At 33.4% G+C, this 26,737-nt stretch carries 24 protein-coding genes; 14 read left to right on the top strand and 10 right to left on the bottom strand.

Going from position 1 to position 26,737, the window contains the following annotated elements; translation table 11 throughout:
- The first annotated feature begins 38 nt into the window (after window positions 1-38).
- Window positions 39-506, top strand: a complete 468-nt coding sequence (locus tag ACWGOQ_RS15155) for a GNAT family N-acetyltransferase (protein ID WP_452058796.1) — start codon at window positions 39-41, stop codon at window positions 504-506.
- Here the strand turns inward: ACWGOQ_RS15155 and ACWGOQ_RS15150 are convergent.
- From ACWGOQ_RS15150 to ACWGOQ_RS15140, 3 genes are all read right to left on the bottom strand, one after another.
- Complete coding sequence (locus ACWGOQ_RS15150; protein ID WP_452058797.1) at window positions 503-2,998, bottom strand: TonB-dependent receptor plug domain-containing protein; 2,496 nt, start codon at window positions 2,996-2,998, stop codon at window positions 503-505. The two genes, ACWGOQ_RS15155 and ACWGOQ_RS15150, sit on opposite strands and share 4 nt — an antisense overlap.
- The gene (locus ACWGOQ_RS15145; RefSeq protein WP_452058798.1) at window positions 2,995-3,900 is read right to left on the bottom strand and encodes a FecR family protein; all 906 of its coding nucleotides are present in this window, start codon (window positions 3,898-3,900) and stop codon (window positions 2,995-2,997) included. The genes ACWGOQ_RS15150 and ACWGOQ_RS15145 overlap by 4 nt, the downstream gene beginning before the upstream one ends.
- A gap of 64 nt (window positions 3,901-3,964) precedes the next feature.
- A complete protein-coding gene (locus ACWGOQ_RS15140) occupies window positions 3,965-4,480 on the bottom strand; it encodes an RNA polymerase sigma factor (RefSeq protein ID WP_452058799.1) in 516 nt (171 codons plus the stop codon).
- A 99-nt stretch (window positions 4,481-4,579) separates the two neighbouring features.
- On the opposite strand from ACWGOQ_RS15140, the gene ACWGOQ_RS15135 reads away from it, so the two are divergent.
- The 4 genes from ACWGOQ_RS15135 to ACWGOQ_RS15120 all read left to right on the top strand — a co-directional run bounded on the left by ACWGOQ_RS15135 (window position 4,580) and on the right by ACWGOQ_RS15120 (window position 9,578).
- Window positions 4,580-5,254 carry a hypothetical protein gene (locus ACWGOQ_RS15135; RefSeq protein WP_452058800.1) on the top strand — a complete coding sequence of 225 codons (675 nt, stop codon included), beginning with the start codon at window positions 4,580-4,582 and terminating at the stop codon, window positions 5,252-5,254.
- Window positions 5,255-5,386: 132 nt separating this feature from the next.
- On the top strand, window positions 5,387-6,742 hold the full coding sequence (locus ACWGOQ_RS15130; RefSeq protein ID WP_452058801.1) for a fasciclin domain-containing protein: 1,356 nt from the start codon (window positions 5,387-5,389) through the stop codon (window positions 6,740-6,742).
- Between the two features lie 581 nt (window positions 6,743-7,323).
- A complete protein-coding gene (ffh, locus tag ACWGOQ_RS15125; protein ID WP_452058802.1) occupies window positions 7,324-8,652 on the top strand; it encodes a signal recognition particle protein in 1,329 nt (442 codons plus the stop codon).
- A 41-nt stretch (window positions 8,653-8,693) separates the two neighbouring features.
- Window positions 8,694-9,578, top strand: a complete 885-nt coding sequence (locus ACWGOQ_RS15120) for a bifunctional 5,10-methylenetetrahydrofolate dehydrogenase/5,10-methenyltetrahydrofolate cyclohydrolase (RefSeq protein WP_452058803.1) — start codon at window positions 8,694-8,696, stop codon at window positions 9,576-9,578.
- Between the two features lie 532 nt (window positions 9,579-10,110).
- On the opposite strand, the gene ACWGOQ_RS15115 is transcribed toward ACWGOQ_RS15120, so the two are convergent.
- The 3 genes from ACWGOQ_RS15115 to rho form a co-directional block, all read right to left on the bottom strand.
- Window positions 10,111-11,283: an SH3 domain-containing protein gene (locus ACWGOQ_RS15115; RefSeq protein ID WP_452058804.1), complete on the bottom strand. Its 1,173-nt coding sequence runs from the start codon at window positions 11,281-11,283 to the stop codon at window positions 10,111-10,113.
- Between the two features lie 881 nt (window positions 11,284-12,164).
- A complete protein-coding gene (gene msrA, locus ACWGOQ_RS15110; protein ID WP_452058805.1) occupies window positions 12,165-12,836 on the bottom strand; it encodes a peptide-methionine (S)-S-oxide reductase MsrA in 672 nt (223 codons plus the stop codon).
- A gap of 160 nt (window positions 12,837-12,996) precedes the next feature.
- Window positions 12,997-14,676, bottom strand: coding sequence for a transcription termination factor Rho (rho, locus tag ACWGOQ_RS15105; RefSeq protein WP_452058806.1), 1,680 nt, complete (start codon window positions 14,674-14,676; stop codon window positions 12,997-12,999).
- 203 nt (window positions 14,677-14,879) lie between these two features.
- On the opposite strand from rho, the gene ACWGOQ_RS15100 reads away from it, so the two are divergent.
- A complete protein-coding gene (locus ACWGOQ_RS15100; RefSeq protein WP_452058807.1) occupies window positions 14,880-15,290 on the top strand; it encodes a DUF4293 domain-containing protein in 411 nt (136 codons plus the stop codon).
- 57 nt (window positions 15,291-15,347) lie between these two features.
- Here the strand turns inward: ACWGOQ_RS15100 and ACWGOQ_RS15095 are convergent, their stop codons facing one another.
- Window positions 15,348-15,842 carry a metallophosphoesterase family protein gene (locus tag ACWGOQ_RS15095; RefSeq protein ID WP_452058808.1) on the bottom strand — a complete coding sequence of 165 codons (495 nt, stop codon included), beginning with the start codon at window positions 15,840-15,842 and terminating at the stop codon, window positions 15,348-15,350.
- A 109-nt stretch (window positions 15,843-15,951) separates the two neighbouring features.
- Between ACWGOQ_RS15095 and truA the strand changes: the two genes are divergently transcribed.
- Window positions 15,952-16,698 (top strand): tRNA pseudouridine(38-40) synthase TruA, encoded by a 747-nt coding sequence (gene truA, locus ACWGOQ_RS15090; RefSeq protein ID WP_452058809.1) that lies wholly within the window; start codon window positions 15,952-15,954, stop codon window positions 16,696-16,698.
- Between the two features lies 1 nt (window position 16,699).
- On the top strand, window positions 16,700-18,463 hold the full coding sequence (locus ACWGOQ_RS15085) for an ABC transporter ATP-binding protein (RefSeq protein ID WP_452058810.1): 1,764 nt from the start codon (window positions 16,700-16,702) through the stop codon (window positions 18,461-18,463).
- A gap of 2 nt (window positions 18,464-18,465) precedes the next feature.
- On the opposite strand, the gene ACWGOQ_RS15080 is transcribed toward ACWGOQ_RS15085, so the two are convergent.
- From ACWGOQ_RS15080 to folP, 3 genes are all read right to left on the bottom strand, one after another.
- Window positions 18,466-19,245 (bottom strand): DUF3667 domain-containing protein, encoded by a 780-nt coding sequence (locus ACWGOQ_RS15080; protein ID WP_452058811.1) that lies wholly within the window; start codon window positions 19,243-19,245, stop codon window positions 18,466-18,468.
- Window positions 19,245-20,021, bottom strand: a complete 777-nt coding sequence (cdaA, locus tag ACWGOQ_RS15075) for a diadenylate cyclase CdaA (RefSeq protein WP_452058812.1) — start codon at window positions 20,019-20,021, stop codon at window positions 19,245-19,247. The genes ACWGOQ_RS15080 and cdaA overlap by 1 nt, the downstream gene beginning before the upstream one ends.
- Window positions 20,022-20,201: 180 nt before the next feature.
- Entirely contained in the window at window positions 20,202-21,032 is an 831-nt protein-coding gene (gene folP / locus ACWGOQ_RS15070; protein ID WP_452058813.1) for a dihydropteroate synthase, read from the bottom strand.
- Between the two features lie 82 nt (window positions 21,033-21,114).
- Between folP and ACWGOQ_RS15065 the strand changes: the two genes are divergently transcribed.
- The 6 genes from ACWGOQ_RS15065 (at window position 21,115) to ACWGOQ_RS15040 (ending at window position 26,632) form a co-directional block, all read left to right on the top strand.
- The gene (locus ACWGOQ_RS15065) at window positions 21,115-21,657 is read left to right on the top strand and encodes a DUF1599 domain-containing protein (RefSeq protein WP_452058814.1); all 543 of its coding nucleotides are present in this window, start codon (window positions 21,115-21,117) and stop codon (window positions 21,655-21,657) included.
- Window positions 21,658-21,747: 90 nt separating this feature from the next.
- Window positions 21,748-23,484, top strand: a complete 1,737-nt coding sequence (locus tag ACWGOQ_RS15060) for a BT_3928 family protein (RefSeq protein ID WP_452058815.1) — start codon at window positions 21,748-21,750, stop codon at window positions 23,482-23,484.
- A gap of 2 nt (window positions 23,485-23,486) precedes the next feature.
- Window positions 23,487-24,557 carry an ABC transporter permease gene (locus ACWGOQ_RS15055; RefSeq protein ID WP_452058816.1) on the top strand — a complete coding sequence of 357 codons (1,071 nt, stop codon included), beginning with the start codon at window positions 23,487-23,489 and terminating at the stop codon, window positions 24,555-24,557.
- 54 nt (window positions 24,558-24,611) lie between these two features.
- Window positions 24,612-25,364 carry a triose-phosphate isomerase gene (gene tpiA, locus ACWGOQ_RS15050; protein WP_452058817.1) on the top strand — a complete coding sequence of 251 codons (753 nt, stop codon included), beginning with the start codon at window positions 24,612-24,614 and terminating at the stop codon, window positions 25,362-25,364.
- Window positions 25,365-25,458: 94 nt separating this feature from the next.
- Window positions 25,459-26,298 carry a 50S ribosomal protein L11 methyltransferase gene (gene prmA / locus ACWGOQ_RS15045; RefSeq protein ID WP_452058818.1) on the top strand — a complete coding sequence of 280 codons (840 nt, stop codon included), beginning with the start codon at window positions 25,459-25,461 and terminating at the stop codon, window positions 26,296-26,298.
- Between the two features lie 58 nt (window positions 26,299-26,356).
- Window positions 26,357-26,632, top strand: a complete 276-nt coding sequence (locus ACWGOQ_RS15040; protein WP_452058819.1) for an ATP-dependent Clp protease adaptor ClpS — start codon at window positions 26,357-26,359, stop codon at window positions 26,630-26,632.
- Window positions 26,633-26,737: the final 105 nt, after the last annotated feature.

Below are 26,737 nucleotides of genomic sequence, written 5' to 3'. Positions count from 1 at the left end.
TACCCCATAACAAAAGAAGTTTTCTTCTACTGAACTACATGAATTATCAAATATCTAGAGCTACGGATAGTGATTTACCTTTGATGCAGCGTTTGTTTTACCAAACGGTCACCATCTATGGATCTAAAATTTTCACCAAAGATGAAGTAAAAATTTTTTCTAGATTGGCATTAGATAAAAATCATTGGAAACAGAAGTTTATTGAAGATTTTATCTATAATGTAAAATTAAATGGAGAAGTGATCGGTTCATTTGCAATGAGTAAGGATGGATTGATAGAATATATTTTTGTTCATCAGAATTATCAGGGAAGAGGTATTGCTAAAAAACTGTATGTTACCTTGGAAAAAGTAGCAAGAGAAGCTGGAATAAGCTCCTTAACAACGAGAGTTAATTCGAATACAAAAGATTTTTTTGAGAATAATGGTTTTCAAATCATTAAGAATGTTGAGAAAGTGGTTGGTGGAGAAGAAATAGTAAGTTTTAATGGTGTAAAACACATTTAGAAATTTAAACGAAAGACTGCATTTGGAGTAATACTCAATCCAAACTCCTTTACTTCTTCTACCTCATTTTCACCTCTTCTCCTATAGTAATTGTTAAAAACGTTTTCCTGATCAGTAATATTCCATACAGAAATCCCAGCAAAACCACTCATTTTCTCAGTAATTTTGAATCGATAGGTGGAAGAAAAATCTACTCGGATATAACTAGTTAACCGAGAGCTATTAGGACGTAAATAATTTATGGTGTCATTTTCGATCAAATTATCAGGGTTTGCTAAGGTGGTTGGTTTTCCGCTATGCCAATTAATACCGCCTGAGATCTTAAAGTTTTTCTTTTGATATGCTATAGCAAAATTTACATTATGCCGTATATCAATATTGTTAGGAAAATTAGAAGGACTTAAATTAGTAAATGTGTAGTGGTTATCAGCATACGAATAACTAAGCCAGGTGCTAAAGTTTTTAAACCTTTTATTGATTAAAAAATCAATTCCAAAAACAGTATAACTACCATGATCCCTGATAAACTCAAATTGATTCTGAAATCCTTGACTTCGTGTGATAATACCTTTTATGTCTTTATAATAAAAATCCGTTGAGATCAACCAATTATTGTGGTCATAGCTTAATCCAATTGATGCCTGCTTACTTTTCAATACAGGAATATCTTGATTATTCGATAATACCCATCTTCTATTTTCGATACCCAGGAAATCATTTTGAAGATCGATAATCTGTGAAGTTGACTGACTCTTTATTTCACCGAGTAGCTCCATCGTAAAATGATTTCTAAATCTTCTGTATAAATTTAACCGGGGTTCAATAATATATGTGCCAAATTTATCTAAATAATTAAGACGTATTCCTAAATTAGTGTAGGTAGATTTACTATCTGATTGGTATGCTATTTCAGAAAATACACTATGGGTGCGAATTACTTCTTTTGTAAAATCCCGGAAAGTAGGATTGTTCACATCCTGAAGGTAGGATATCCCCGTTTCATTAAACTGATAACCGGTTTTTACATTGATATTTGAAACGGTTTTAAGAAAAGTATCAAGCTTTAATCCATTTTCAAGAACTTCATTTTCCTGTAAAAGTCTTTGGTTATTCTCAATATCAGAATTAACAGTTTCTAGCGTATAGTTGGTTCCATAAAGCAGTAATTCACTTCTAAAATAATCACTCCAATCGCGTCTATATAATATACCACCTACAATATTATTTTGTTTGGCACTACTCTCTCTTGAGATTTCAATAAGATTGTTACTAGCATTTTCTCTAAAAACAAGGTCGTTCTCCATAATAAGTGTGTTCACCTTAATGAGATCCTTCGGTGATAATTGATATAACCATCTCAGGTTTGCATCATAAAACGAAAAACGCTCATCAGAACTATCAGTACTTATTACCTCAGAATTTTGGAATGCTTTATCAAAATATTGATTGTATGTAGGGGTTTTAACAATTCCATTAATTGAATGTCTAACTGCCAATTGAATAGATGAGCTTTTACTGGTCGGAGTGTCGATATAGCCATCAACACTAATTAGGTTTAGACCAATACTGGCATCTGATTCATGATTGACTTTATCACCTGTATTCATGGCGATTACACTAGATACTCCATCACCATACCTAGCGCTGGAACCATTCTTAAATACTTGTACGTTTTTAGTTAGATAAGGATTGAATGCAGAAATAAGCCCAAAAAAATGACTGGATTGATACAATTTTATTCCATCCCAGAGTATAAGATTTTGGTCGTTGGTCCCTCCACGTACGTTCATATCTGAAACGGTTTCGTTTACACTAAGAATTCCCGGAAGTGCCTGAATGGTTTGTAATAGATCGGGTTCGGTAAGTCCTGGGAGTATTCCGAAATCGTTATAATCTATACGTACGGAACCATCCATTTGTTTATCTATTCCTCTAATAAGATAATCGCTAATAATGATTTCATTTATATACTCAACTTTTTGAATTAAAATCACATCCTTACAAGGAGTATGTATAAAATCAAGAGCTGATTTTACCATAGGTGTATACCCAAGATACTTAATGATAATTTTTTCGTTTGGCGAATGAATTTTTAAATTAAATTTACCTTCAGGATTGCTAATAGTGGCATTTTTTTCGCCTTGAACAGTAGCATAGGCTATAATAATATTATCAATACCTTTTAGAATACCACAGATTTCTATGGGTCTAAAACTTAAAGCTATCGTATTGTTTGCTAAAATAGTATAATTAAAAGGGGTGTTCTTTTCAAGAAATCTAATAGTTTCCTCAAAGCTTTTCGAACTGGAAGGTGAAGTGATACTAATACCTTCTATTTCTTGATTTATATAAGAAAAGTCATAACCAAATTTTTTCTGAATCTCATTTAAAACCGCAATAAGCGACTTTGTTTCTTTTTCGGTTTGAGAATTAGCTGTAAAAAAAACAAAAAAAATCAGAAAATTTAAAACGAGGATTTTGGGTTTAATCACTCTTTGGATAGGGTTATGGTTTTATTATTAATCACATATTTCAATCGCATTGGGATCGTAATTGATTTCAACGCAGTTTGGATATCTGAATGTACAAAATTACCAGTAAAAAATATAGACGAATCTATGTTTTTTGTTTTTACCGTAACACCATATTGCCATTCTAACTCCTTTAAAACTCTTTTGAACGGAGTTTTGTAGAAATAACTTTTATTATAATACCATTTGGGTTCTTCTTCAACAATTTTTTTCTCTATTAATTCTTCAGAAATAAGTTCTACAGCGTTCCCAGCCCTCAAATATTTTGTTTGCTCATCAACAGTAACACTTACAACACCTTCATAACATATAACCTCAAAATAATCCTCTCTTTGTTTGATGTTAAATCTTGTACCAATGACACTTACGACTCCTACAGGGGTATGAACATCAAACTTTTTACCTTTAGCAACTTTAAAATATGCTTCTCCCTCTAACGTTATCCTACGTTCACTATCCCAATTTTTTTCGTCAAATGAAATTGAAGAAAGAGCATTGATCTTAATAATAGATTTGTCAGGTAAGGTATGAGTAGATTTTTCACTGGCAATCGTATGTATCGTAGTCTCATATTCTTTGAAAAATGAGAAATATAAACCTATTCCAATAACAAAAATGGCTGCAATACGAAATAATATCTTTGGATAGGAGATTTTAGTAGCAACATTTTTTCGTTGCTTTAATTGCATTTTAAGCACTTCGTGATTACTATTTACATGATAATCAGGAGCTTTAAATTTCTTAGCAGTTTCCGATATTTTTACATAAGAATCATAGGCGTTTAATTGCTCAAACGCCTCTGATTCCTGCTTAGTGAGTTGTTCGTTGTTCAACCACTTTGTAATAAGATCCTCCTTTTTCATAACAAGATTCTTAATAGTATAACAATCGATAAGAATAAACTCCTACCTGAGGTTTAATTTTTTTTTAAATTCCTTCAATATCTTTCCTTAATTTTTCTAGTGCTCCATAGATTCTTTTTTCCACTGCTTTTCTGGAAATTCCCAATAAATCAGCGATTTCCTTATGTTTTTTTCCTTCTGTTCTATTCATAAGAAAGGCTACTCGCTGAGCCTCGGTCAAATTAGCGAGCGCCGTTTGATATTTTTCAAGATATTCTTTTTCTTCTAAAACAAAATGAGGATTCTCATTAGTACTGCCTTTTATTTCGGTTTGTTGATATTTTAGCTTTATCTTGTTATGTTTTATTTGGTTTAAGGAAAGATTATTAGCTACTGTAAATAAAAAACTTTTTGCTTTGTCTGTCGTAACTTTATTACAGTTGTCCCAAAGTTTAATAAATGCTTCCTGAACTTGATCTTTTGGATTTATATGTTCTCCATATTTATAATAAATGAAGTTATGGAGATTTTCAGAATGTTTGGTAAAAAGTTCCGAAAATAATCTTTCTTCACAAATATTTTCGAAAAGGTCTTTTGGCATTTTGATTTTTTTTCAAAATTAAAAAAAAACTTAACCTAGTAGGAATTTGATTTCTTAAATTGTTATAATACTAATAAATGGAATGAAAAAAACAGGTAAATGGAAGAGATAAGGTGTTTTATGGTTAGGGGGATTTTAAGTTGTATGATCTTTATGATTTCATGTCAGCAAGAAGAACGTGAATTTATTGATCCTACTCTAGATAATACCATTCCTAAAAATTCGCAACTAGCAGAATTGATGAAGAATATTGTTACTCACGATGGATCTTATGATGATGTAGTGGATGGAGGTAATTGTTACAGCATAAATCTGCCATACACCATCATACTTAATGCAACAGAGACTATTTCCATAGATCGAATTGAGGATTATGATCAATTACAGCAATCCGATAATATTCAGATTCAATATCCCGTTACTATTACTCATGACAATCATGTGGAAGAAATTATTGAAGATGATTTAACATTACAATCCTTAGCAAATAGCTGTGTGGTTCAGGATGATGATATAGAGTGTGTTGATTTTGTTTATCCAATGGTCTTTGCAACGTTTAATTCTAATAACAATATTATTAATACAATAGAAGTAATTCACGATGCACAAGTATTTGGATTTATGGAAAATCTAGAAGAGAATACAGCCGTAGCTATAAATTATCCAGTTAACTTACTACTTAGCGATGGAACATTGCTTGAAACAAGACATAATGAAGAATTGCTATCCGGAATTCTTGCTTTTGAAACTTCTTGTGAGGAGAATGATGAGTAAATTGTTTATTTTTTTAACTAAAATATTAAACAAAAAGTTAAAAAAGTACTAAAATCATATTTCGGGCTAGCATTTTTGTTCTTTGAATTGTTCTATCACTGAACAATTAATTTCAAAATAAAAACCAATAACATGAAAAATTTATTAAAAAAAGCATTTCTAGCTTTATGCATTATTTCAATAGCTTCTTGTAGTGATGATGATGACACAACATTTATTCCGGACACAACAACAATCGCTGATATAGTTGCAGATGATCCAGATTTCAGTTCATTATTAGCTGCATTGGAAAGAACAGACCTAGACGTAACTTTAAATGGTAGCGGTACATTTACTGTGTTTGCTCCAAAGAATGCTGCATTTGCTGAATTTTTAGATGGAGCTTCTCTAGATGATGTGCCGGTAGAAACTTTAGAACAGATTTTATTAAATCACGTATTAGGTACTACAGAAATGGCTGCTGATTTATCAACTGGATATATAAAAAATTTAGCAACCGAAGCTAACTCGGGAGCGAACATAAGTATGTATATAGATACTTCGAATGGTGTTGTGATTAATGGAGAAGCTACCGTTACGGAGGAGCGAGATATTACGACAGATAATGGAGTGATCCATGTTGTAGATAAGGTAATCGCATTACCAACAATGCTAACTTTTGTAGGGTTGGATAGTGACTTTTCTACATTAGCCTCAGTTGCTACTACAACTACGGGATTTGATACTGATTTTGCTGCAGTTTTAAGTGGTGCAGACAGCAATCTTACTCTTTTGGCACCGAACAACGATGCTTTTGTAGAATTGGGAGACATCTCTGGCGTACCTGCAGCTACAGTAGAACAAATATTATTAAATCACGTAATAGCTGGTACAAACATATCCACTAGTCTTACAACAGGATATGGTAATACATTGGCTACTTATGGAGATACTATGAATAATTTAAGTATTTATATCAATACAGATAGTGGTGTCTCTTTTAACGGAATTTCTGACGTTAGTGAAGCAGACATCGTTGCTTCAAACGGGGTAATACATGAAGTAGATGCTGTAATCACTTTGCCGACAGTGGTTACATTTGCAACAGCTGATTCCACTTTTTCAACTCTCCTAACTGCTCTGACAACATTAACACCTTCCACTGACTTTGTAAGTGTGTTGAGTACAGAGTTTGGAACAGATCCAGCACCTTTTACTGTATTTGCTCCAACTGATGATGCTTTTGCAGCGATCACCGTGCCTATGGATGAAAATGAAGTTGCTGCTATTTTAAATTATCACGTTATAGCTGGTGATAATATACGTTCTACTGATTTGACAGATGGACCAGCAACAACACTCAACGGAGATGTAACAATAGATGCTTCAGCACCAAGTGTACAAGGATCAGGTAATGCTACTGCAAGTAATATCATCGTAGTTGATGTACAAGCTTCCAATGGTGTGATTCACGCTATTGACCAGGTATTGTTACCACCAACAAACTAAAAATTAAAAATTAATTGCTCCAAAATAAAATTCCCCGAAAGAGCATTTAGGTATTGAAATCTCCTCTTTTTTCAATACTAAATGCTCTTTTTTACACTCATTTTATAGTTTCCTATTTATAGGATAACATCCGCAATAACACTCATCAAAAGATTGGCCATACCCTGCTTTTATATTTTTATAAAGAATTTTGTAGTTTCTTTTCAAACAGATAATAACGAATTAGACCCAATAAATCTGAAACAAATTAGATTTGAGGAATCAAAAATTATAAGTTTCAATGAAATCTAAGAAATTACTCAAAAATTTTTTGATGAAGAATTAATTCCATCATCTTTATAAAAGGTAAATATTTCGAATTCGCCTAATTTATAATGTGTCTGTATAGCTATTAGAAAGACAGTTCGAGTTTTTCTAATAGCTTTTTCGTTTTGATGTAAACTTGGTGATGCTTCATAAAGTTGATTTCCATTATTATATTTAGAATTCTATCTTCAGCATTCTTTATTAATACACTTCAAATTACTAAATTTGCACCTATCCGCTAAAAAAGAGGATGTTGAAAAACCTGAAGAAAGCATATGTTTGATAATTTAAGTGATAAGTTAGATAAGGCGTTACATATTCTAAAAGGCCATGGCCAAATTACCGAAGTAAATGTCGCTGAGACACTTAAGGAGGTTCGAAGAGCATTGGTTGATGCCGACGTAAACTATAAAATAGCAAAGGATTTTACGGCTACAGTAAAGGAAAAAGCACTTGGGCAAAATGTGCTTAAGAGTCTTAAGCCGGGTCAATTAATGGTAAAACTTGTAAAAGATGAGTTAACCAAATTAATGGGTGGAGAAGTCGCAGGAGTCAATTTATCGGCAAATCCATCTGTGGTATTAATGTCAGGGTTACAGGGTTCAGGTAAAACTACTTTTTCAGGTAAGTTAGCAAACTTCTTGAAAACCAAAAAAACCAAAAATCCTTTATTAGTAGCCTGTGATGTGTACAGGCCGGCTGCGATAGATCAGCTGCACGTGGTCGGAGATCAAATAGATGTTGAGGTTTTTAGTGATAAGGGTAATAATGATCCGGTTGCTATTGCAAAAGCGGGTGTTGCCCATGCTAAGGCCAATGGATTTAATGTTGTGATTATTGATACAGCAGGACGTCTTGCTGTTGATGAGGTGATGATGACCGAGATTGCTAATATTCACAAAGCGGTTACTCCAAATGAAACGTTATTTGTCGTAGATTCTATGACTGGTCAGGATGCGGTTAATACGGCAAAAGCATTTAATGACGTCTTAAATTTTGACGGTGTAATTCTTACCAAATTAGATGGTGATACTAGAGGTGGAGCCGCTATTTCTATCAAGTCAGTTGTCAATAAACCAATAAAGTTTATCGGTACAGGAGAGAAAATGGAAGCAATTGATGTATTCTATCCTTCTCGTATGGCAGATCGTATATTGGGGATGGGAGATGTTGTTTCATTGGTAGAAAGAGCTCAGGAACAGTTCGATGAAGAGGAAGCAAGAAAACTACAGAAAAAGATTGCCAAAAATCAGTTCGGATTTGATGACTTTCTGAAACAAATTCAGCAGGTAAAGAAAATGGGGAATATGAAGGACTTGGTAGGAATGATTCCCGGAGCTGGTAAAATGATGAAGAATGTAGATATCGATGATGATGCTTTTAAGCATATAGAAGCTATTATTCATTCTATGACTCCTGCAGAACGGTCGAAACCGCAAATTATTAATGCAAGTCGAAAAAAGCGTATCGGAAAAGGATCAGGAACTTCAGTACAACAAGTAAATCAATTACTAAAGCAGTTTGATCAAATGAGTAAAATGATGAAAATGATGCAAGGTGGCGGAGGAAAACGTATGATGCAGATGATGGGAAAAATGAAATAGTTAATACAATTTAAATATATAAAATAGCTTAGGGGCCTAATATGGAAGTTTTAGACGGAAAAAAAGTAAGTAATGATATAAAAAATGAAATCGCCATAGATGTTCAGAAAATGAAAGATCGTGGCGAAAAAGTTCCACATCTCGCTGCTGTTCTTGTGGGAAATGATGGAGCCAGTCTAACTTATGTAGGTAGTAAAGTGAAAGCTTGTGAAAGAATAGGTTTTGAATCTACGTTAGTAAAAATGCCTAGCACAACAAGTGAAATTGAACTGTTGGCTAAAATAAAAGAACTTAATGAAGATTCTGATGTAGATGGTTTTATTGTTCAATTACCTTTACCTCCTCAAATTGATACACAAAAGGTTTTATTGGCAGTTGATCCGGATAAAGATGTTGATGGATTTCATCCAATGAATTTTGGTAAAATGGCATTAGATATGTCTACTTTCATACCGGCTACTCCTTTTGGGATTTTAGAACTTTTAGAACGGTATAATGTAGATACAAAAGGTAAGCATACAGTAGTTATCGGAAGAAGTCATATAGTAGGCAGACCTATGAGTATATTGATGGGTAGAAAAGGGTGGCCTGGTAACTCTACGGTAACACTAACGCACAGTCATACTAAAAATATAACACAGATTATTTCACAGGCAGATATTGTTATTTCTGCGCTTGGTGTTCCTAATTTCTTAAAAGCTGAAATGGTAAAAGACGATGCTGTTATTATTGATGTTGGTATTACCAGAGTTGCAGACGATACCAGAGAAAGAGGCTATAGGATTGTTGGTGATGTAGACTATAAAAATGTGAGTAAAAAAGCTTCATTTATAACGCCTGTTCCGGGAGGAGTAGGGCCAATGACCATAGCAATGCTTCTCAAAAACACTTTATTAGCCAGAGAAAGGCACCGTAATAATGTATAAATTTAGCTGTTCTTTGTAATTTATTTACACTATAATAACAGACAAAGTAAAAAGTAAAAGCCTTAGGAATGTAAATCTTGGGCTTTTTTTGTACTTAGAATCTAAAATAGAGATAATGAATTTTTTACGTAGTTTTTAGTGAATGACGCTAGAACGATTAATTGAGATGAATTTCTGGGAGTATAAGTTTGTATCTTTAATTACATCATATTTAAGATAACAGGGTATGCTTATATAAATATAATAACTATCAACTACAGGTCAATATTCAACTACTTCCTGAACCAAAGTACTAAAATTTCAGTAAGAATCTTTTAAAGCTAAAATAATGGTCTTTAGAGCATAATATTAAAGGGAAAAATGTAGATCCTTCTTTACTTATTTAGATTAACCAGAATATTTGCTTAAACACGATAATTATTTAGATTAATCTATAAAAAAAGCGCCTATTATAGGCGCTTTAATAAATTTACATTTATTATTGGTGATAATAAATAATAATTATGTTTTAATCGTGTATTGTCGATTGTTTCTAGAACGATCCAAACTCATCCGCTCCAATATTGTCCTGATCCTCTGCATCATTATTATATAATGTTCCGTTTGGCATAAGGTCTAAAGATAAACTATATGAAGGTACGTTGATACCGTCAGAAGTTTTAATCGTATTGAAGTCTAAGATGTCCTGTCCTTTCTCATACAAAGGATTTTTCGTAAATGTTCCTTTACCTCTTCCTTTAGCAGAATTCGGATCTTCTTTCCAATCTTTTCCGTAAGCAATTACACAGTAGTATTCTCCTTCAGGAATGTTTCTAATATATTGGGTTTGATTACTATTAATGTATACGATTCTTACAGTTTCGTCATCTTTTGCTGTTTTACCCATTTTTACAAGCTTCACAACTACATCAGTATTTTTACCAACTTCTACCTTAAGGTAGTTGTCTAACTTATACTCAAACTTACCTTTAAAGTTAAAAGATTTTGGAGTCGCACCCGATTTATAAGATTTTTTCTCCCAACTAGCGAATTTGTCTTCTCTAGTTACTTTAGAAGGAGCAGCCGTGGTAGTAGCTCTAGATCCAGAATTACTGCCATTCGATGCTGTTTTTGATTCAATCGGCGTATATGCCGTTTCGGTAGTACCTAATGTTCTTTTATTTGCCTCTTCTAATGCTTTTTGAGTTTCAGACAATTCAGCCAATCGTCTTCTTTCCGCAGCACTTTTGTTCTGATTTGCAGCAGCAGCGGCAGCAGCAGCGGCAGCAGCTTCTGCTTCTGCTTGTCTTTGTAATCTCTCTGCTTCAGCAATCGCTTTTCTTGCGGCTTCAGCAGCAGCGATTTTGGCAGCTTCCGCTTTTCGTATTGCATCTTCGGCAGCAAGTCTAGCAGCATTTTTTCTAGCTTCAGCAGCTTTTGCAGCTCTTTCAGCATCTGCAATACTACTATCTTCAGCTAATAATTTCGTTTGTACAAAACCGTTTCCGTTTTTATACTGTACAGTACTCCAATCTCCATATCCTGAACTGATAACATATACTTGTGTACCTTGTGGGATTTCACCAATGATGTCAAAATTTGCACCTGGTCCTGTTCTTAATTCTAACTTGGCGGTAGACATTAAATATCTGTCCAAGGACTTTATTTGAGCAAAAGTCGAGGAAGTCATCACCAATAGCAGAATAAACGTAAAAATTGATTTCATAATTTTCTGTGTTTACATAATTAAAATTCAAAAATAAAGCAGATTAGGGTTCTTTTTAAAAGGGTATTAATCTTTTCGCTTTTTTAATCTATATATTTTCTAATATTCTTGTTAATATTTGTTTAAAATCGGTTCTTCAAAAAACATGCCAGATCTTTTCTACGTCAATTATTACATAATCAACAAAACACCTATCGTTTTAAAATTCACATTTTATTAAAGAACTTAATGTAATTTAAAAACCTATAAACCAGTTAGTTAAAGATCTTTTTCTTTAGCATATGTTTAAACTTATGCATTAATCAACTGAGTTGAAAACTCTTAAACTATAAACAAAAGTAAGTTATTAATATGAAAAACACAACATGTTTTCAGATTATTTGCATAAAAATCCAATTTTTTTTTCAACAATTTGTGTTTTTCAACGATTATTTTGTGTATTACAACTGATTTACACCGTATTTACTGGGCTTGAAGTCGGTATAGAGTGGTTTAATTTATGTTCAGTGCTCCAGCTCTGTTCTTTTTTTATTTTTTTTAGTAAAAAGTAAATATATATTCACAATACTTTAACATTTTTATTGTGCACGCAAAGCATTTTTTTAATTAGAAAATTGAATTATTTCTAAGGAATGAAAGATATATTTTTGACTGTGAGTTATTTATGTTTTTTATTAGGATACTTTGAAATTTTATAAAGTATGTTGCAGGATGTTGTCTAACTGATACATTACATTCTTCTTTATTTTTTTATACTTTATGACTTCCGCTATTATTTGATAGAAAGTTATAATCGGGTTATAAAACGCTCGCCTTTTTTTTATCTGGATGGGATATGATTTTTTTAATAGCGTATTTGTACGATTTTAATTAGTACTCGATTAATGTGAAGTTTTTATTAATTCAGGGAATTTTTCTTGAAAACGTTTAAGTCTTGGGACAGAAACATTTTGAATATACCTATTGTATGGATTTCTTTTTTCATAATCTTGATGATATTCTTCTGCTTTCCAAAATTTTTGAAAAGGAGTTATCTCCGCTGCAATTTTTCTGTTCAATATTTTTTTTAGCGAATCTTTCTTTGTTTGTATAATTTTCTTTTGATCTCCATTTTGAAAAAATATAATAGATCTATATTGTGATCCTCTGTCTGGGCCTTGTCCATTTATTTGGGTTGGGTTCTGTGATGCAAAATATACATCTACTAATGTAGAAAATGAAACGGTTTTTGGATCATAGATAACTTCCACAGCTTCTGCGTGACCTGTTCTACCAGTATTACTCGATTCGTATGTAGGATTTTCTGTATGTCCGCCAGAGTATCCGGAAACTACCTCTTTTACACCTTTAACACTTTCGTAAATGGCTTCTACGCACCAAAAACATCCGCTGGCAAAATATGCCCGCTCAAGTCCATTGATAGCTTCTGTTTGTACCGGAGTAACATTTTGATCACTAGAAGAGGTGTCTCTTTTATTTTGTGTCTGGCTATTACCTTGACAACTGGTTAATGCTAACGAAATGATCAGTATACTATATAATATGGTTTTCATAGTTAGTTTTTAATAATAGTCTGGATTTGGCTCTAAACCTTTCAAAATGATTCTTTAGATGCAAAATTAATCAGATAAAAGAATGTTTGTTCTTAAAGAAACTTTAAATAAAAAACGGCTATCAAAATTTGATAGCCGTTACTTTAAGTATATATGAGAATTATCCGTTCATAGAAATAAGGAACTCATCGTTATTTCGGGTTTGTTTAAAACGATCATTTATAAATTCCATAGCCTCTACAGGATTCATGTCTGCAAGATATTTGCGCATTACCCACATTCTTTGAATAGTGTTTTCGTCTAATAAAATATCATCACGGCGTGTGCTTGAAGATGTGAGATCAATGGCTGGGAAAATCCTACGATTAGATATTTTACGATCTAATTGTAATTCCATATTACCTGTACCTTTGAATTCTTCAAAAATTACTTCATCCATTTTTGAACCGGTCTCAGTAAGTGCTGTTGCAATGATGGTTAATGATCCTCCGTTTTCTATATTACGTGCAGCTCCAAAGAAACGTTTTGGTTTATGTAGCGCATTAGCGTCAACACCACCACTAAGAATCTTACCTGAAGCTGGTTGCACGGTATTGTATGCCCGTGCCAAACGAGTAATAGAGTCTAGTAATATTACTACATCATGACCGCATTCTACAAGTCGCTTAGCTTTTTCTAATACGATATTCGCAATTTTAACATGTTCGTGCGCTTCTTTATCAAATGTTGATGCGATAACCTCTCCGCGAACATTACGTTGCATGTCTGTAACTTCTTCTGGACGTTCATCAATCAATAGTATCATCTGATACACTTCAGGATGATTAGCAGCGATGGCATTTGCTACGTCTTTAAGTAGCATCGTTTTACCAGTTTTTGGTTGAGATACAATCATACCTCGTTGCCCTTTACCGATAGGGGAGAATAAATCCATTATTCTCGTAGAAATCGTGCTTTGTCTTTCTGCAATTTTAAATTTTTCCTGAGGAAAGAGTGGTGTAAGATGCTCGAAAGAAACTCGATCTCTTACTACCTGAGGGTCAAGTCCATTAATTTTATTTACTTTGATTAGAGGAAAATATTTTTCACCTTCTTTTGGAGGTCTTACTTGTCCTAGAACGGTATCACCTGTTTTTAAGCCAAAAAGGCGTATCTGCGATTGTGATACATAAATATCATCTGGAGAAGAAAGGTAATTATAGTCACTAGATCTCAAAAAACCATAACCATCCTGCATGATGTCAAGCACTCCTTCGCTTTGAATGATCGCGTCAAATTCATAATCAGGTTCTTTGTAACGATTTCGATTGTCTCTGTTTCCATTATCCCTTTCCTTTTTATTGGTATTGCGGTTTTTGTTTTGAGACTTATCACTATTCCTGTTTCGGTTGTCTTTTCTGTCTTCTTTTTTTACCTCTTGCTTTTTATCCTCTGGTTTTTTGCTTTCTATTTTTTTCTGGGGTCTTGTCTGAGGTTTTTTGCTGTCGTTTGTTTCTTTTGTCGCCTGATCTACTCTCTTTGGTTTCTGAATTGTTGGCTTTTTCTTTTCTTCAGTAGGAGTAGTTTCATTTTTAACAGGAGGATTTTGAGTCTCCGATGTTTTTTTGGTACGAGGCCTTCTTTGGCGAGATGCCTGTTTGGGTTGTTCCTTTTCTGTTTTAGAAGAAGAATCATCGGTAATGGCTTCTTTTACTTTTTTCGGGTTAGCTGCTTGATAATCAAGTATTTGATATACTAAGTCTAACTTTTTCATGGTGCGAAATTTTGGTACATTTAAACTTTTCGCAATTTCCTGTAGCTCAGGAAGCTTTTTCGCTTTTAATTCAGAAATCTCTAACATTTAAATTTGTTATATAATTTAAGGTTCTGGTAATAAATTTTCTAAAGAAGAATTCTAGGAAAATTTTATTTTGAAGGTAAGTAACCTATATAGAATGGGTTACATATTTTGTCTTGCAAGTATACGACTTTATTTTTGATTTTTTACACTTATTTATAAAAAGAAACTCTTATTTTTGCTTTTCCAAAAAGAATAGGGGAGCAATGATACAAAGAATCCAATCTGTTTATTTGTTGTTAGTAGTGCTATTATCTGCTGGATTATCATTCATGGTACCCTATGGATTTGATAAGAATGGAGAGTATCTGTTGGCTCAAAATAATTTTTTGGTCTTAGGAATGTTTACCGGATCGGCTGTGATAGCCTTGGTAAGTATTTTTTTGTTTAAAAATAGACAGCTTCAATTTGTATTGGGGCGTATCAATATCTTATTTAACTTTATTTTACTAGGAGTATTTGTTTATTGGTCACTAACTTTATCTGGAGAAACTGTTGTTTCGGAGAAAGGTATTGGGATGTTGATTCCTATTATTTCTATCGTTTTATTAGTTATGGCCAACAAGGCTATTAGAAAGGATGAAAATCTCGTAAAATCTGTAGATCGATTACGATAAACCTAAAATCTTAGTAGTATTAGTGCGTTAAGACCCGAAGTATGCCAACTTCGGGTCTTATTTTTTGCCAAGTTCAATAACCTCAAGGTTTTCTATTTTACCTTCATCCAATGTAAACCTTACCATTGTTCTTACTTTATGAAACCCGTGTTTTCCGGCAGCACCGGGATTTATATGCAGTACGCTGTTTTTATGGTCGGGAATTACCTTAAGGATATGAGAATGCCCACATATAAAAAGTTTTGGAGGGTTATTTTTGATTTCTTCTCTTGTATTGCTGTTGTATTTTGGTGGATACCCTCCAATGTGGGTGATCCAAACAGAAACACTTTCACAAGAGAATCTTTGGTGTAAGGGATAAGTAGCTCTTATTTTATCATCATCGATATTTCCGTGGACGGCACGAAGAGGTTTCATTGCTTCGATTGCATCTGTAACAGTCAGGTCGCCAATATCGCCGGCATGCCATACTTCATCAGCTTCTTTTGCATAATGTAAAATTCGATCGTCTATATAACTATGGGTGTCGCTAAGAAGAAGTATTTTTTTCAAATTAATAAATTTATAATGCTATAAATAAACTGAACTCACTCTATATAAATCATCATCATTATATGAACTATATTTGCGATCAGATTCTGAACAAAAATAAGATAAAGCTTTGAGATATTTTTTAGAACTTTCTTATAAGGGTACACCGTATCATGGATGGCAAAGACAGCCCAACGCAATTTCTGTGCAAGAAGTTCTTGAGGACTCTTTGTCAACGGTATTAAGAACTAAAACAGACCTGGTAGGAGCCGGTAGAACAGATACGGGCGTACATGCGAGACAAATCATGGCACATTTTGATAATAAGTCCGTCTTGGATAATGTCCAGTTAAAATATAAGCTTAATGCTATCCTACCTCGAGAAATCGCTATACACAAAGTTAGTGTAGTCAAAGAGGATGCGCACGCCAGATTTGATGCTGTTAGTAGGTCTTATGAGTATATAGTTTCAGTATCCAAAGATCCATTTAGCATAAATACCGCATATTATTTGAAGCGAGAGTTAGATCTGGATTTGATGAATGAGGCTGCTAAATTACTGTTAAACTATACCAATTTTAAATGTTTTAGTAAGTCTAAAACCGACGTAAAAACGTATAATTGTAACATAACCAACGCCCAATGGGAAAGAAAAAGTGATATATTAGTTTTTAGAATTTCTGCAAACCGTTTTCTTAGAAATATGGTAAGGGCTATTGTTGGTACTTTAATTGAAATAGGAGAACATAAACTGGATCTGGATGATTTGAAAAATATTATAAAAAGTGAAAATCGAAGTAAAGCGGGGTACTCGGTTCCAGCTCATGGTCTATATTTAACAGAAGTCCAATACCCTAAAACTATATATAAAATATAAAATGGCTGAAAAGAGCGGTAAAGCATTTGATTTTAAGTTATTCAGAAGGTTGATAAGTTATACCAATCCTTATCGGGTAACATTTTATTTTGTGGCTTTTGCTGCTGTATTATTATCTGCTTTTGCAATATTACGGCCACTTTTATTGCAAAAAACCATCGATAAAAGTTTGATACCTAAGGATAAGGAGTTGATCCTGTTTTATGTCAGTTTGATGCTCGTAGTGTTGTTGCTAGAAGTGATTTTTCAATTTTTGTTTATATATTTTGCTAATTGGCTAGGGCAGGAAGTAATCAGGGATTTAAGAGTAAAACTTTTTGATCATATGTTGAATTTCAAAAAACAATACTATGATCGATCTGCAGTAGGCCGTTTGGTTACGAGAGCAGTTAGTGATATCGAAACTATAGCCAGTATTTTTAGTCAAGGTCTTTTTATGATCATTAGTGATCTTCTAAAAATGATGGTTATTCTTGTTTTTATGGTATATTATAGTTGGCAACTCACTTTGATAGTTTTGGCAATACTACCTTTTATTGTATTTGCTACTAGAGTTTTTCAACGGAAAATGAAAACAGCTTTTGAAGAAGTAAGAACTCAGGTTTCAAATTTAAACTCTTTTGTTCAGGAACGGATTACTGGAATGAAAATAGTTCAGTTGTTTACCAGAGAAGAAATTGAGTATGCTAAATTCAAAGAAATTAATAATAAACATAAAAAGGGATGGATAAAAACGGTATGGTATAATTCAATATTTTTTCCTATTGCAGAAATGTCTAGTTCTATTACCATCGGATTGATAGTTTGGTATGGAGGATTGAGAGCTGCACAAGGTGATGTAATTACATTAGGTGTGGTAATTGCATTTATTGAGTTATCTCAAATGCTATTTAGACCTTTACGACAAATTGCGGATAAATTCAATACATTGCAGATGGGTATGGTAGCGGCTAATAGAGTTTTTGGGATTTTGGATACAGATTCTAAAATTAATGATTTTGGTAAATTAGAAATGCCATCCGTTAAAGGAAATATTGATTTTGAGAATGTACGATTTAGTTATTTAGAAGGAGAAGAGGTGTTGAAAGGAGTTTCATTATCTGTAAAGGCGGGAGAGACAATAGCGATTGTAGGTGCTACTGGAGCCGGTAAATCTACTATTATTAATTTGTTAAATAGATTTTACGAGATAGATAGCGGTACTATTTCCATTGATCAAAATCCAATTAATACGATAGATCTAAAATCTCTAAGAAGCCACATAGCCGTGGTTTTACAAGATGTCTTTCTGTTTGCTGATACCATTCTGAATAATATAACACTCAATAATCCTGATATTACTGAATTACAAGTTATCAATGCTGCGAAAGAAATAGGAATTCATGATTTTATTATGAGCTTACCTAATGGCTATTATTATAATGTTAAGGAAAGAGGTGTTATGCTATCTTCTGGTCAGAGACAGCTAATTTCTTTCCTTAGGGCATACGTTACAAACCCAGAAATTTTAGTATTGGATGAGGCAACTTCTTCTATTGATTCGCACAGTGAGCAACTTATTCAGGATGCTACTGATAAAATAACCGAAGGTCGAACTTCTATTGTAATTGCTCATAGGTTGGCTACTATAAAGAATGCGGATAAGATTATCGTTATGGATAATGGCCAGATAGTAGAAGAAGGAAATCATAATGAATTATTAGAAATGGAGAAAGGATATTATAAAAACCTCTATGATGTTCAGTTCGCTTCGGCAATTGACTAATACTACTTTTCAGGAATCCATCCCATTGTAGACATAACAATTGCAAAAATTAGTATGAAAACAATAAATAAAACTGCCATAATCATCAGAAATAACAAGGTTTTGACTACTATTTTTTTAAAATTAATTTGATAGAGATTTTTTAGAACATAGGCAATGTAAATTATCGAAAGCGGAAACTGAATCCATACAATAAGAAGTAGGTTTTTTGTCGCTAAAAGTAACGGTAACGTAATAAAACTAATCACCATTGTAATATGTGAATAGGCATATAGGTGAATTACAAAATGTTCAGTTAGGTTGTATTTTTTATAATTGAAGAATACCAGTCTTGAAACGAACGCTAAAATCGGAATGGTTAAAAATGATATAAGAGTTTGATAATCAAATGAAAAATCTGTAGCCGCCTTGGAAACTTCTATTTGCTCGATATTGGTAAAAACATTTGAGAAAATTACATCCTTGTATTTTCCCATAATAAAACTATACAAACTGGCAATGGTAAGAGAAATAGCAAAGTAGCTAAAAACGTTGATGTATCTTTTTCTAATACCATTGATATAACCATCAATTACCTCTTTTGGTTTGGTAAATAAATGTGCAAATGTTTTTAAAAAAGAATTATCAAGATTTAAATAACGATCAGCAAAATCTTGAGTCAAATTTGTGAAAGTGATGCGCTTGGTAATCTTTTTAGCTCCGCAATTAGGACAGAATTTGTATTCATTTATTTGAAGTCCGCAGTTTTTACAGGTTTTATGATCGATAAGATTGTCATCCATTATTGAAGATCTCTTTTGATTTTTTCTATTAGTTCTTCTAGAGTTTTAAAAATCACAAACTCTCCATTTTTTACATATGATATCTTACCTGTTTCTTCACTAACGATAAGTACTACTGCGTCTGTCTTTTCGGATATACCGATGGCAGCTCGGTGTCTTAATCCAAATCTCAGCGGGATATCTCGATCATTAGATACAGGTAGTATAACTCTTGTAGCTACAATTCTGTTATCTTCTATAATCATTGCCCCGTCGTGTAATGGGCTGTTTTTATAGAAAATACTCTCGATTATTGGGGTTTTAACTAATATGTCTAATTCATCTCCAGAAGTTTTTACAAAATCCAGAGAGGTACTTCTTTTAATAACAATTAACGCGCCTGTAAACGTATTCCCCATTTTTTGACAAGCTTTTAAGATGGCAGGTACATCAGTAAGACTATCTTCAGGAGTATCTCTTATAAATTTTAGTTGTCGTAAGAACTTACGTCTCCTGCCAAAATTGGTAGATCCAATCATTAAGAGGAATTTTCTAATTTCCTGTTGGAAAACAACAATCAATGCAAACATTCCTACACCTATAAATTCACCTAAAACACTACTGAGCATTTCCATGGCTAGAAACTGAGTGAGTTTCCAGACCAGATAAATCATAACAATGCCAATAAAAATATTGATGGCGGCTGTTCCTTTAACCAACTTGTAGATATAGTACAGCAGCAGTGCTACAAGTACAATATCCAGGATATCTAATATTCTAAGGTTGATTAAATCCAAATAGCGGGAGTTTCTGTAAAAATAGAAAAATTCGTGAAACTCTGATTTGAAAAGATTGAAAAAGCGAATTCAATTTAGTTCATTTAGTTCAGATGGCGATAGCGAAAGATTGATCCTATCGAAAAACTGGATATCCTGATTAAAAAACCCGCCTAAAGCGCAGCGTCCTAATTTATGACGTTAAGAGTGTTTTACGTACTTATTCACAAGTGTAATAGATTCCATCGCTTCTCTTACATCATGTACTCGTAGAATAGAGGCTCCTTTTAGTAATACAATAGTATGTAATGAAGTAGTTCCATTAAGAGATTCGGTCGGGTTGACATTTAAGGTTTTATAGATCATAGATTTACGCGATATACCTGCCAAAATGGGTAATCCCTGAAGTTTTAGTAGATCAAGTTTTTTAAGGAGTTCGAAGTTTTGATTGACATTCTTTGCAAAACCAAAACCAGGATCAATAATAATATCACTAATACCTGCTCTTCTCGCTTCCGATACTTTGTTAGAAAAATAAAACTGAATATCTTGTAACAGATCTTCGTATTGGTTCAATGATTTCATGGTTTGGGGAGTACCTTTCATATGCATCATTATATATGGCACTTTGAGCTGTCCAACAGTTTGAATCATGTGTTTGTCCAGACTGCCTGCAGAAATATCGTTGATCATGGATGCTCCTGCTTCGACACATTTTTTTGCAATTGTACTTCTAAAAGTATCTATCGACAGTATAGTGTTCGGAAACTTAGATAAAACTAATTTTATTATAGGCAAAATCCTTTTTGCCTCTTCTTCGATCGAAATATGATCAGCTCCGGGTCTGGTAGAATACGCTCCCAAATCAATGAAGGTTGCTCCCTCGTTAAGCATTTTCTCAACCTGCTGTAAGATTTGTGATTCGTTTTTGTACTTACCGCCATCATAAAAAGAGTCTGGAGTTAGATTTAGGATTCCCATAACTTTAGGAGAGGATAAGTCAATTAATGAACCGCTACAATTAATGGTCATATTTTCGTTTATGGTATTTTTTAATGTTTATTTGGTATAATTGCCATATTAAAGCGAAATTTACGCAAAATTGAACAGTTATATGCAAGATACGTCAACACAATATGATGTTGTAATTACAACATGTCGCGATCTGTTTGTTAAGAAAATGAAAGATTATGGCAGTGCCTGGAGAATTCTTAGGTTACCATCACTTACAGATCAGATTTTTATAAAGGCACAACGTATTAGAGGACTGCAAGAAAATGAGGTTAGAAAGGTAGATGAAGGAGAGGTTTCTGAGTTTATCGGTATCATTAATTATAGTCTGATGGCCTTAATTCAGTTGGAAAAAGGAATTGCGGAACAACCTGATTTGTCGACAGTAGAAGCTATAAGTTTGTATAACAAACATATCGATATCACAAAAATGTTAATGATGAACAAAAATCACGATTATGGTGAAGCATGGCGTGATATGAGAGTGAGTTCACTAACAGATTTGATTATTCAGAAATTACTTCGTGTAAAACAGATTGAGGATAATAAAGGCAAAACATTAGTTAGTGAAGGTATTGATGCTAACTATCAAGATATGATCAATTATGCTGTTTTTGCAATGATTCACTTAGGTGAAGCTAAATAACTTATGATTTTATAAAATACTGTTAAACTAAAAGTAACAAGAGGTAAACCTGTTATCTTGTTCGAAATAAATTATAATTACCATTAAAAAATGAAAGTATTAGTTGGTTTTTCCAGAATATTTGTAGCTGCACTTTTTTTGTTTTCAGGATTTATTAAACTTAATGATCCGGTTGGATTTTCGTACAAACTACAAGAATACTTTAGTGAAGGAGTTCTGAATCTGGAGTTTCTGATTCCGTTTGCGCTACTGTTGGCAGTATTTCTATGTGTTTTTGAAATCATTGTTGGAATTACTTTATTGTTAGGGTATTTGCCCAAATTTACTGTGTGGTCCCTATTAGGAATGATTGTCTTTTTTACATTTCTTACCTTTTATTCTGCGTATTTTAATAAAGTTACAGATTGCGGTTGTTTTGGTGATGCCCTGCCGTTGACACCTTGGGAGTCTTTTTCTAAAGATGTTATTTTATTGGTTTTTATACTGATTTTGTTTTTTGGAAGAAAATATATTACACCCATCCTCTCAGAAGCTTCTCACAAGTGGATTGTGTTTGTGGTTTTTTCGGCTTGTTTAGGATTTTCATATCATGTGTTAATGCATTTGCCAACTTTTGATTTCAGAGCTTATAAGATAGGAACAAATATTCAGGATGGAATGTCAGTCCCCGAAGGAGCTCCTGAGGCGGAGTTTGAATATTTTTGGAAATTTGATATTGAAGGGAAAGAAGAGGTTATCAAAACAAATGGTGAGTACCCTCAGGTAGACGGCAAGTATATAGATGTAGAAACCAAAATGATTAATGAGGGATATATTCCACCAATTCATGATTTTGCCATAGAAAAAAATGGTCAGGATTACACTACCGAATTTCTAGAAAAAGAAAATCTTATCATTATTGTTATGTATAACCTTTCTAAAAGTGAAGGAGAGGGCATGAATGCTATAAAAGGGGTAACAGATAAAGCATTGTCCCAAGGGTATGAGGTGATCGGACTTACAGCTTCTTCTCCTCAGGATATTGCCCAGAAAAAAGAACAGTATAACCTAAGTTTTGATTTTTATAGTACTGATGAGACAGCGCTTAAAACCATATTGAGATCCAATCCCGGAATCGTGAAACTTCATAATGGTACCATTACAGAAAAATTACATTGGAATGATGCAGATAAATTGATTTTAAACAAGGTAGAACGTCCAGAATCAAAAATCAATGAAGCATTAAAGGTTCAATTGGATAGTATTGCTAAGTTAGATCAGAAATTTCGAAGATTAATGCAGGCTCAAACTAAAGAAGAACGCGATAGTATCGCTAAATTGGTTGATGCAACAGAAGAGGAAGTTTCAAATGATTTTTGGCAACAACAAACCGCCATCGATTCTTCTAATACAGTATTTGTCGAACAAGTATTTAAAAAATACGGATATCCTGGTAAAAGTTTAGTTGGAGAGCCTACAAATAAAACGGCTTGGTATGTTATTCAACATTCTAATAAGATTGATCAATATCTTCCGATGATTAAGGAAGCAGGCGAAAAAGATGAAATTCCCTTCAGGTTAGTGGCAATGATGGAAGATCGATATCTAATGAGTTTAGGTCAGGAACAAGTATATGGTACTCAAGGGACGACCATAAACTATAATTCTGATGAATCAGTACAGATTATTTGGCCTATCAAAGATGTCAACAACGTTAATCAAAGAAGAAAAAAAGCTGGATTTGATACTACGATAGAAGAGTATGCTAAAAGATTATATGGAGACACTTTTAAATTTAAAGTGTATACTCTGGAAGAAGTAGACAAATTAAAAGAAAAGACAAATTAAAGATGCTTACATACTTCTATAAATTTGGGTATGCCTTCCTTACTTTATTAGGAGTAATTACAGTGATTTTTTTGTTGTTTACGATTCTTCCGGGTGACCCTGCACAAATGATGATGGGACAGAACGAAAATCAAGAACAGCTTGATGTCATTAATAAAAAGTATGGCTTCGATCTTCCATTAGGAAAACAATATTCCTATTATCTGAATGATCTCTCACCAATTTCATTTCATAGCACCAATGAAAAAGATTTCTCTTATTTTGATGCTGAGAAATATACGGGATTTTCACTTTTTACAATAGGTGGAATAAATACCGTATGTAAATATCCATATTTAAGAGAGTCCTTCCAAAAAAACGGAAAGAAAGTAAGCCAGGTAATCAAAGAAACATTGCCCAATACTGCTGTACTGGCAGTATCAGCTATATTAATTGCGATATTATTAGGTGTCTCAATGGGTATTGTTAGTGCTCTAAAAAAAGATCAGTGGCCAGATCGCTTGATTCAATTAATAAGCACGATAGGGATGAGTGTTCCTTCTTTTTTTAGTGCTATTATTTTTGCATGGTTGTTTGGGTATGTTTTACACGAATATACAAACCTGAATATGACAGGTAGTTTATATGAAGTAGATGATTTTGGAGAAGGCACATATATTCAATGGAAAAATTTAATACTGCCAGCCATAGTATTAGGAGTACGGCCATTAGCGGTAGTTACACAATTGATGAGAAATTCTTTATTAGAGGTAATGAGCCAGGATTACATAAGAACAGCAAAAGCTAAAGGGTTGTCTTTATTTCAGGTAATTAGAAGACATGCCCTAAAAAATGCGCTTAATCCAGTTGTAACGGCAATCTCAGGATGGTTTGCATCGATGTTGGCAGGAGCGGTATTTGTAGAGTATATTTTTGGATGGAACGGACTAGGAAAAGAGATCGTGGATGCATTAAATACGTCAGATCTTCCTATTATTATGGGAGCGGTTATCGTAATCTCTTCAGTGTTTATTCTAATCAATATATTTGTAGATATTATATACCGATGGTTAGATCCAAGAATTCGGATATAATGATCTTGTTTTGAATTATAACCAAATAGTAACCACACATATAAATTAAAATTAATGAGAGCGAAAATTGTAGCAGGAAACTGGAAAATGAATAAAAACCTGACAGAGACTGGGGTTTTACTTTCAGAATTAAAAACAAAACTCAAAGAATTACCAGGCACAGATATCATAGTAGCGCCAACATTTACAAACCTGTATTATGCTTTTGAGGAGCTCAAAGGGTTTGATATTGAGGTAGCAGCCCAAAATATGCATCAAGCAGAAAGTGGAGCGTTTACCGGAGAAATCTCTGCTGATATGCTAAAAAGTATTGGGGTTGAAACGGTAATACTAGGGCATAGTGAGCGGAGAGCATATTTTGGTGAAACTGATGAATTGCTAAAAGGAAAAGTAACAACAGCTTTGAAGCATGACATGAAAATTATCTTCTGTTTTGGAGAAGAATTAGAAGACCGTAAGGGTGATAATCATTTTAATGTGGTAGAAAGTCAATTGAAAAATGCTTTATTTACACTAGACGATGATGCCTGGAAAAATATTGTTCTTGCGTATGAACCCGTTTGGGCAATAGGAACAGGAGAAACTGCAAGCCCTGAACAGGCGCAAGAAATGCATGCATTTATTCGTAAGACCATTGCTAATGCCTTTAGTACATCGATCGCAGAAGAGGTTTCTATATTGTATGGCGGAAGTGTAAAACCAGCAAATGCAAAGGAGATTTTTGCCAAGCCTGATGTTGATGGGGGATTGATTGGTGGAGCTGCTCTGGATCCAGAAAGTTTTGCAGCAATTGCAAATTCATTCTAAATAAGCTTTTCATTAAGTATAAAACGGTATTCGTGGAAGCGGATACCGTTTTTGTAGGTCAAAAGATTAACTTTGTATCCTAAATTGAAAAAACATGACAACGCCCATATATATAGGCTACTATTTTACTGTTGAACCTGTACAACCAGCAACAGAAATTTTGATCGCAGAATTAGGGTATGCTGGTTTTGAAAGCTTTGTAGAAACCGAAAATGGAGTAGAGGCCTTTATCCAAAAACCAGAATGGAATGAGGAAATCTTAGATGATATTCATATTCTTATTTCGAATGAATTCTCGATCACATATACGAAGGAGGAAATAGAGCAGGTAAACTGGAACAAAGAATGGGAAAAAAATTTCACACCTATTTTGGTGGATGGCATCTGTAGTGTACGAGCACCATTTCACGATAAGCCTGATGTAGTATATGATATAGTAATTGAACCCAAAATGTCCTTTGGTACTGGTCATCATGAAACTACTCATATGATGATTCAGCATCTATTAAAAAATGATGTACAACATAAAAAGGTATTGGATATGGGGTGTGGAACTGGAGTTTTGGCAATTTTAGCAGAGATGAGAGGGGCAAAGCCAGTGGATGCTATTGATATTGATAACTGGTGTTATCTCAATACAAAAGAAAATGTAGCGCGTAACCAATGTAAGTATATTAATGTCTACGAAGGCGATTCATCTTTATTAGCTGATAAGCATTATGACGTTATTATAGCCAATATAAATCGAAATATACTACTAAAGGATATTGCCGTATACGCAAAAACACTACGTACCAGTGGTTGTCTTTTTTTAAGTGGTTTCTACAAGGAAGATCTAGAGATGATCACTAAAGAATGTGAAGCCAATCAGCTGGAGTTTGTAGGCTTTTTTGAACGAAATAATTGGATAGCAGCTGGTTACACGTTAAAATAATCTAATAGAAGATTATTTTTTCTATTCGAAATAGTATATTTGTATAAAATTAAGTGAGATGAGCACTCAAGAAAAGGTTTTAGAGGAAGTTTTAGAAAAAACTGTAGAGAAAGGTACTAATGAAATCGTTCTGTATAACGATGATGTCAATACATTTGATCACGTGATCGAAACTTTAATATATACATGTGAGCATTCACCTGTCCAGGCAGAACAGTGTGCGATGTTAGTACATTATAAAGGAAAGTGCACCGTAAAAACAGGAGTCTACGAAGAGTTAGTTCCTAGATGTTCAAAACTACTTCAGGCAGGTTTGAGCGCAGAAATTGTTTAAAAAAAACATTTATATAAAAAAACGTTCAATAAAATTTTATTGAACGTTTTTTTTTGTTCAACACGTAGATTATAGATTAAACTTAGTCATACTCAGCTTCTAAGT

This window comes from Aquimarina ulvae (genome assembly GCF_053613295.3).
Note: the sequence above shows the minus strand (reverse complement) of the source record. Positions and strands in the feature narration are given on the sequence as shown.

Coding starts and splice junctions, on each gene's coding strand:
- ACWGOQ_RS15155 (WP_452058796.1), top strand. CDS start 39: ATGAATTATCAAATATCTAGAGCTACGGATAGTGATTTACCTTTGATG.
- ACWGOQ_RS15145 (WP_452058798.1), bottom strand. CDS start 3,900: ATGAAAAAGGAGGATCTTATTACAAAGTGGTTGAACAACGAACAACTC.
- ACWGOQ_RS15140 (WP_452058799.1), bottom strand. CDS start 4,480: ATGCCAAAAGACCTTTTCGAAAATATTTGTGAAGAAAGATTATTTTCG.
- ACWGOQ_RS15135 (WP_452058800.1), top strand. CDS start 4,580: ATGGAAGAGATAAGGTGTTTTATGGTTAGGGGGATTTTAAGTTGTATG.
- ACWGOQ_RS15130 (WP_452058801.1), top strand. CDS start 5,387: ATGAAAAATTTATTAAAAAAAGCATTTCTAGCTTTATGCATTATTTCA.
- ffh (WP_452058802.1), top strand. CDS start 7,324: ATGTTTGATAATTTAAGTGATAAGTTAGATAAGGCGTTACATATTCTA.
- ACWGOQ_RS15120 (WP_452058803.1), top strand. CDS start 8,694: ATGGAAGTTTTAGACGGAAAAAAAGTAAGTAATGATATAAAAAATGAA.
- ACWGOQ_RS15115 (WP_452058804.1), bottom strand. CDS start 11,283: ATGAAATCAATTTTTACGTTTATTCTGCTATTGGTGATGACTTCCTCG.
- msrA (WP_452058805.1), bottom strand. CDS start 12,836: ATGAAAACCATATTATATAGTATACTGATCATTTCGTTAGCATTAACC.
- rho (WP_452058806.1), bottom strand. CDS start 14,676: ATGTTAGAGATTTCTGAATTAAAAGCGAAAAAGCTTCCTGAGCTACAG.
- ACWGOQ_RS15100 (WP_452058807.1), top strand. CDS start 14,880: ATGATACAAAGAATCCAATCTGTTTATTTGTTGTTAGTAGTGCTATTA.
- ACWGOQ_RS15085 (WP_452058810.1), top strand. CDS start 16,700: ATGGCTGAAAAGAGCGGTAAAGCATTTGATTTTAAGTTATTCAGAAGG.
- ACWGOQ_RS15080 (WP_452058811.1), bottom strand. CDS start 19,245: ATGGATGACAATCTTATCGATCATAAAACCTGTAAAAACTGCGGACTT.
- folP (WP_452058813.1), bottom strand. CDS start 21,032: ATGACCATTAATTGTAGCGGTTCATTAATTGACTTATCCTCTCCTAAA.
- ACWGOQ_RS15065 (WP_452058814.1), top strand. CDS start 21,115: ATGCAAGATACGTCAACACAATATGATGTTGTAATTACAACATGTCGC.
- ACWGOQ_RS15060 (WP_452058815.1), top strand. CDS start 21,748: ATGAAAGTATTAGTTGGTTTTTCCAGAATATTTGTAGCTGCACTTTTT.
- ACWGOQ_RS15055 (WP_452058816.1), top strand. CDS start 23,487: ATGCTTACATACTTCTATAAATTTGGGTATGCCTTCCTTACTTTATTA.
- tpiA (WP_452058817.1), top strand. CDS start 24,612: ATGAGAGCGAAAATTGTAGCAGGAAACTGGAAAATGAATAAAAACCTG.
- prmA (WP_452058818.1), top strand. CDS start 25,459: ATGACAACGCCCATATATATAGGCTACTATTTTACTGTTGAACCTGTA.
- ACWGOQ_RS15040 (WP_452058819.1), top strand. CDS start 26,357: ATGAGCACTCAAGAAAAGGTTTTAGAGGAAGTTTTAGAAAAAACTGTA.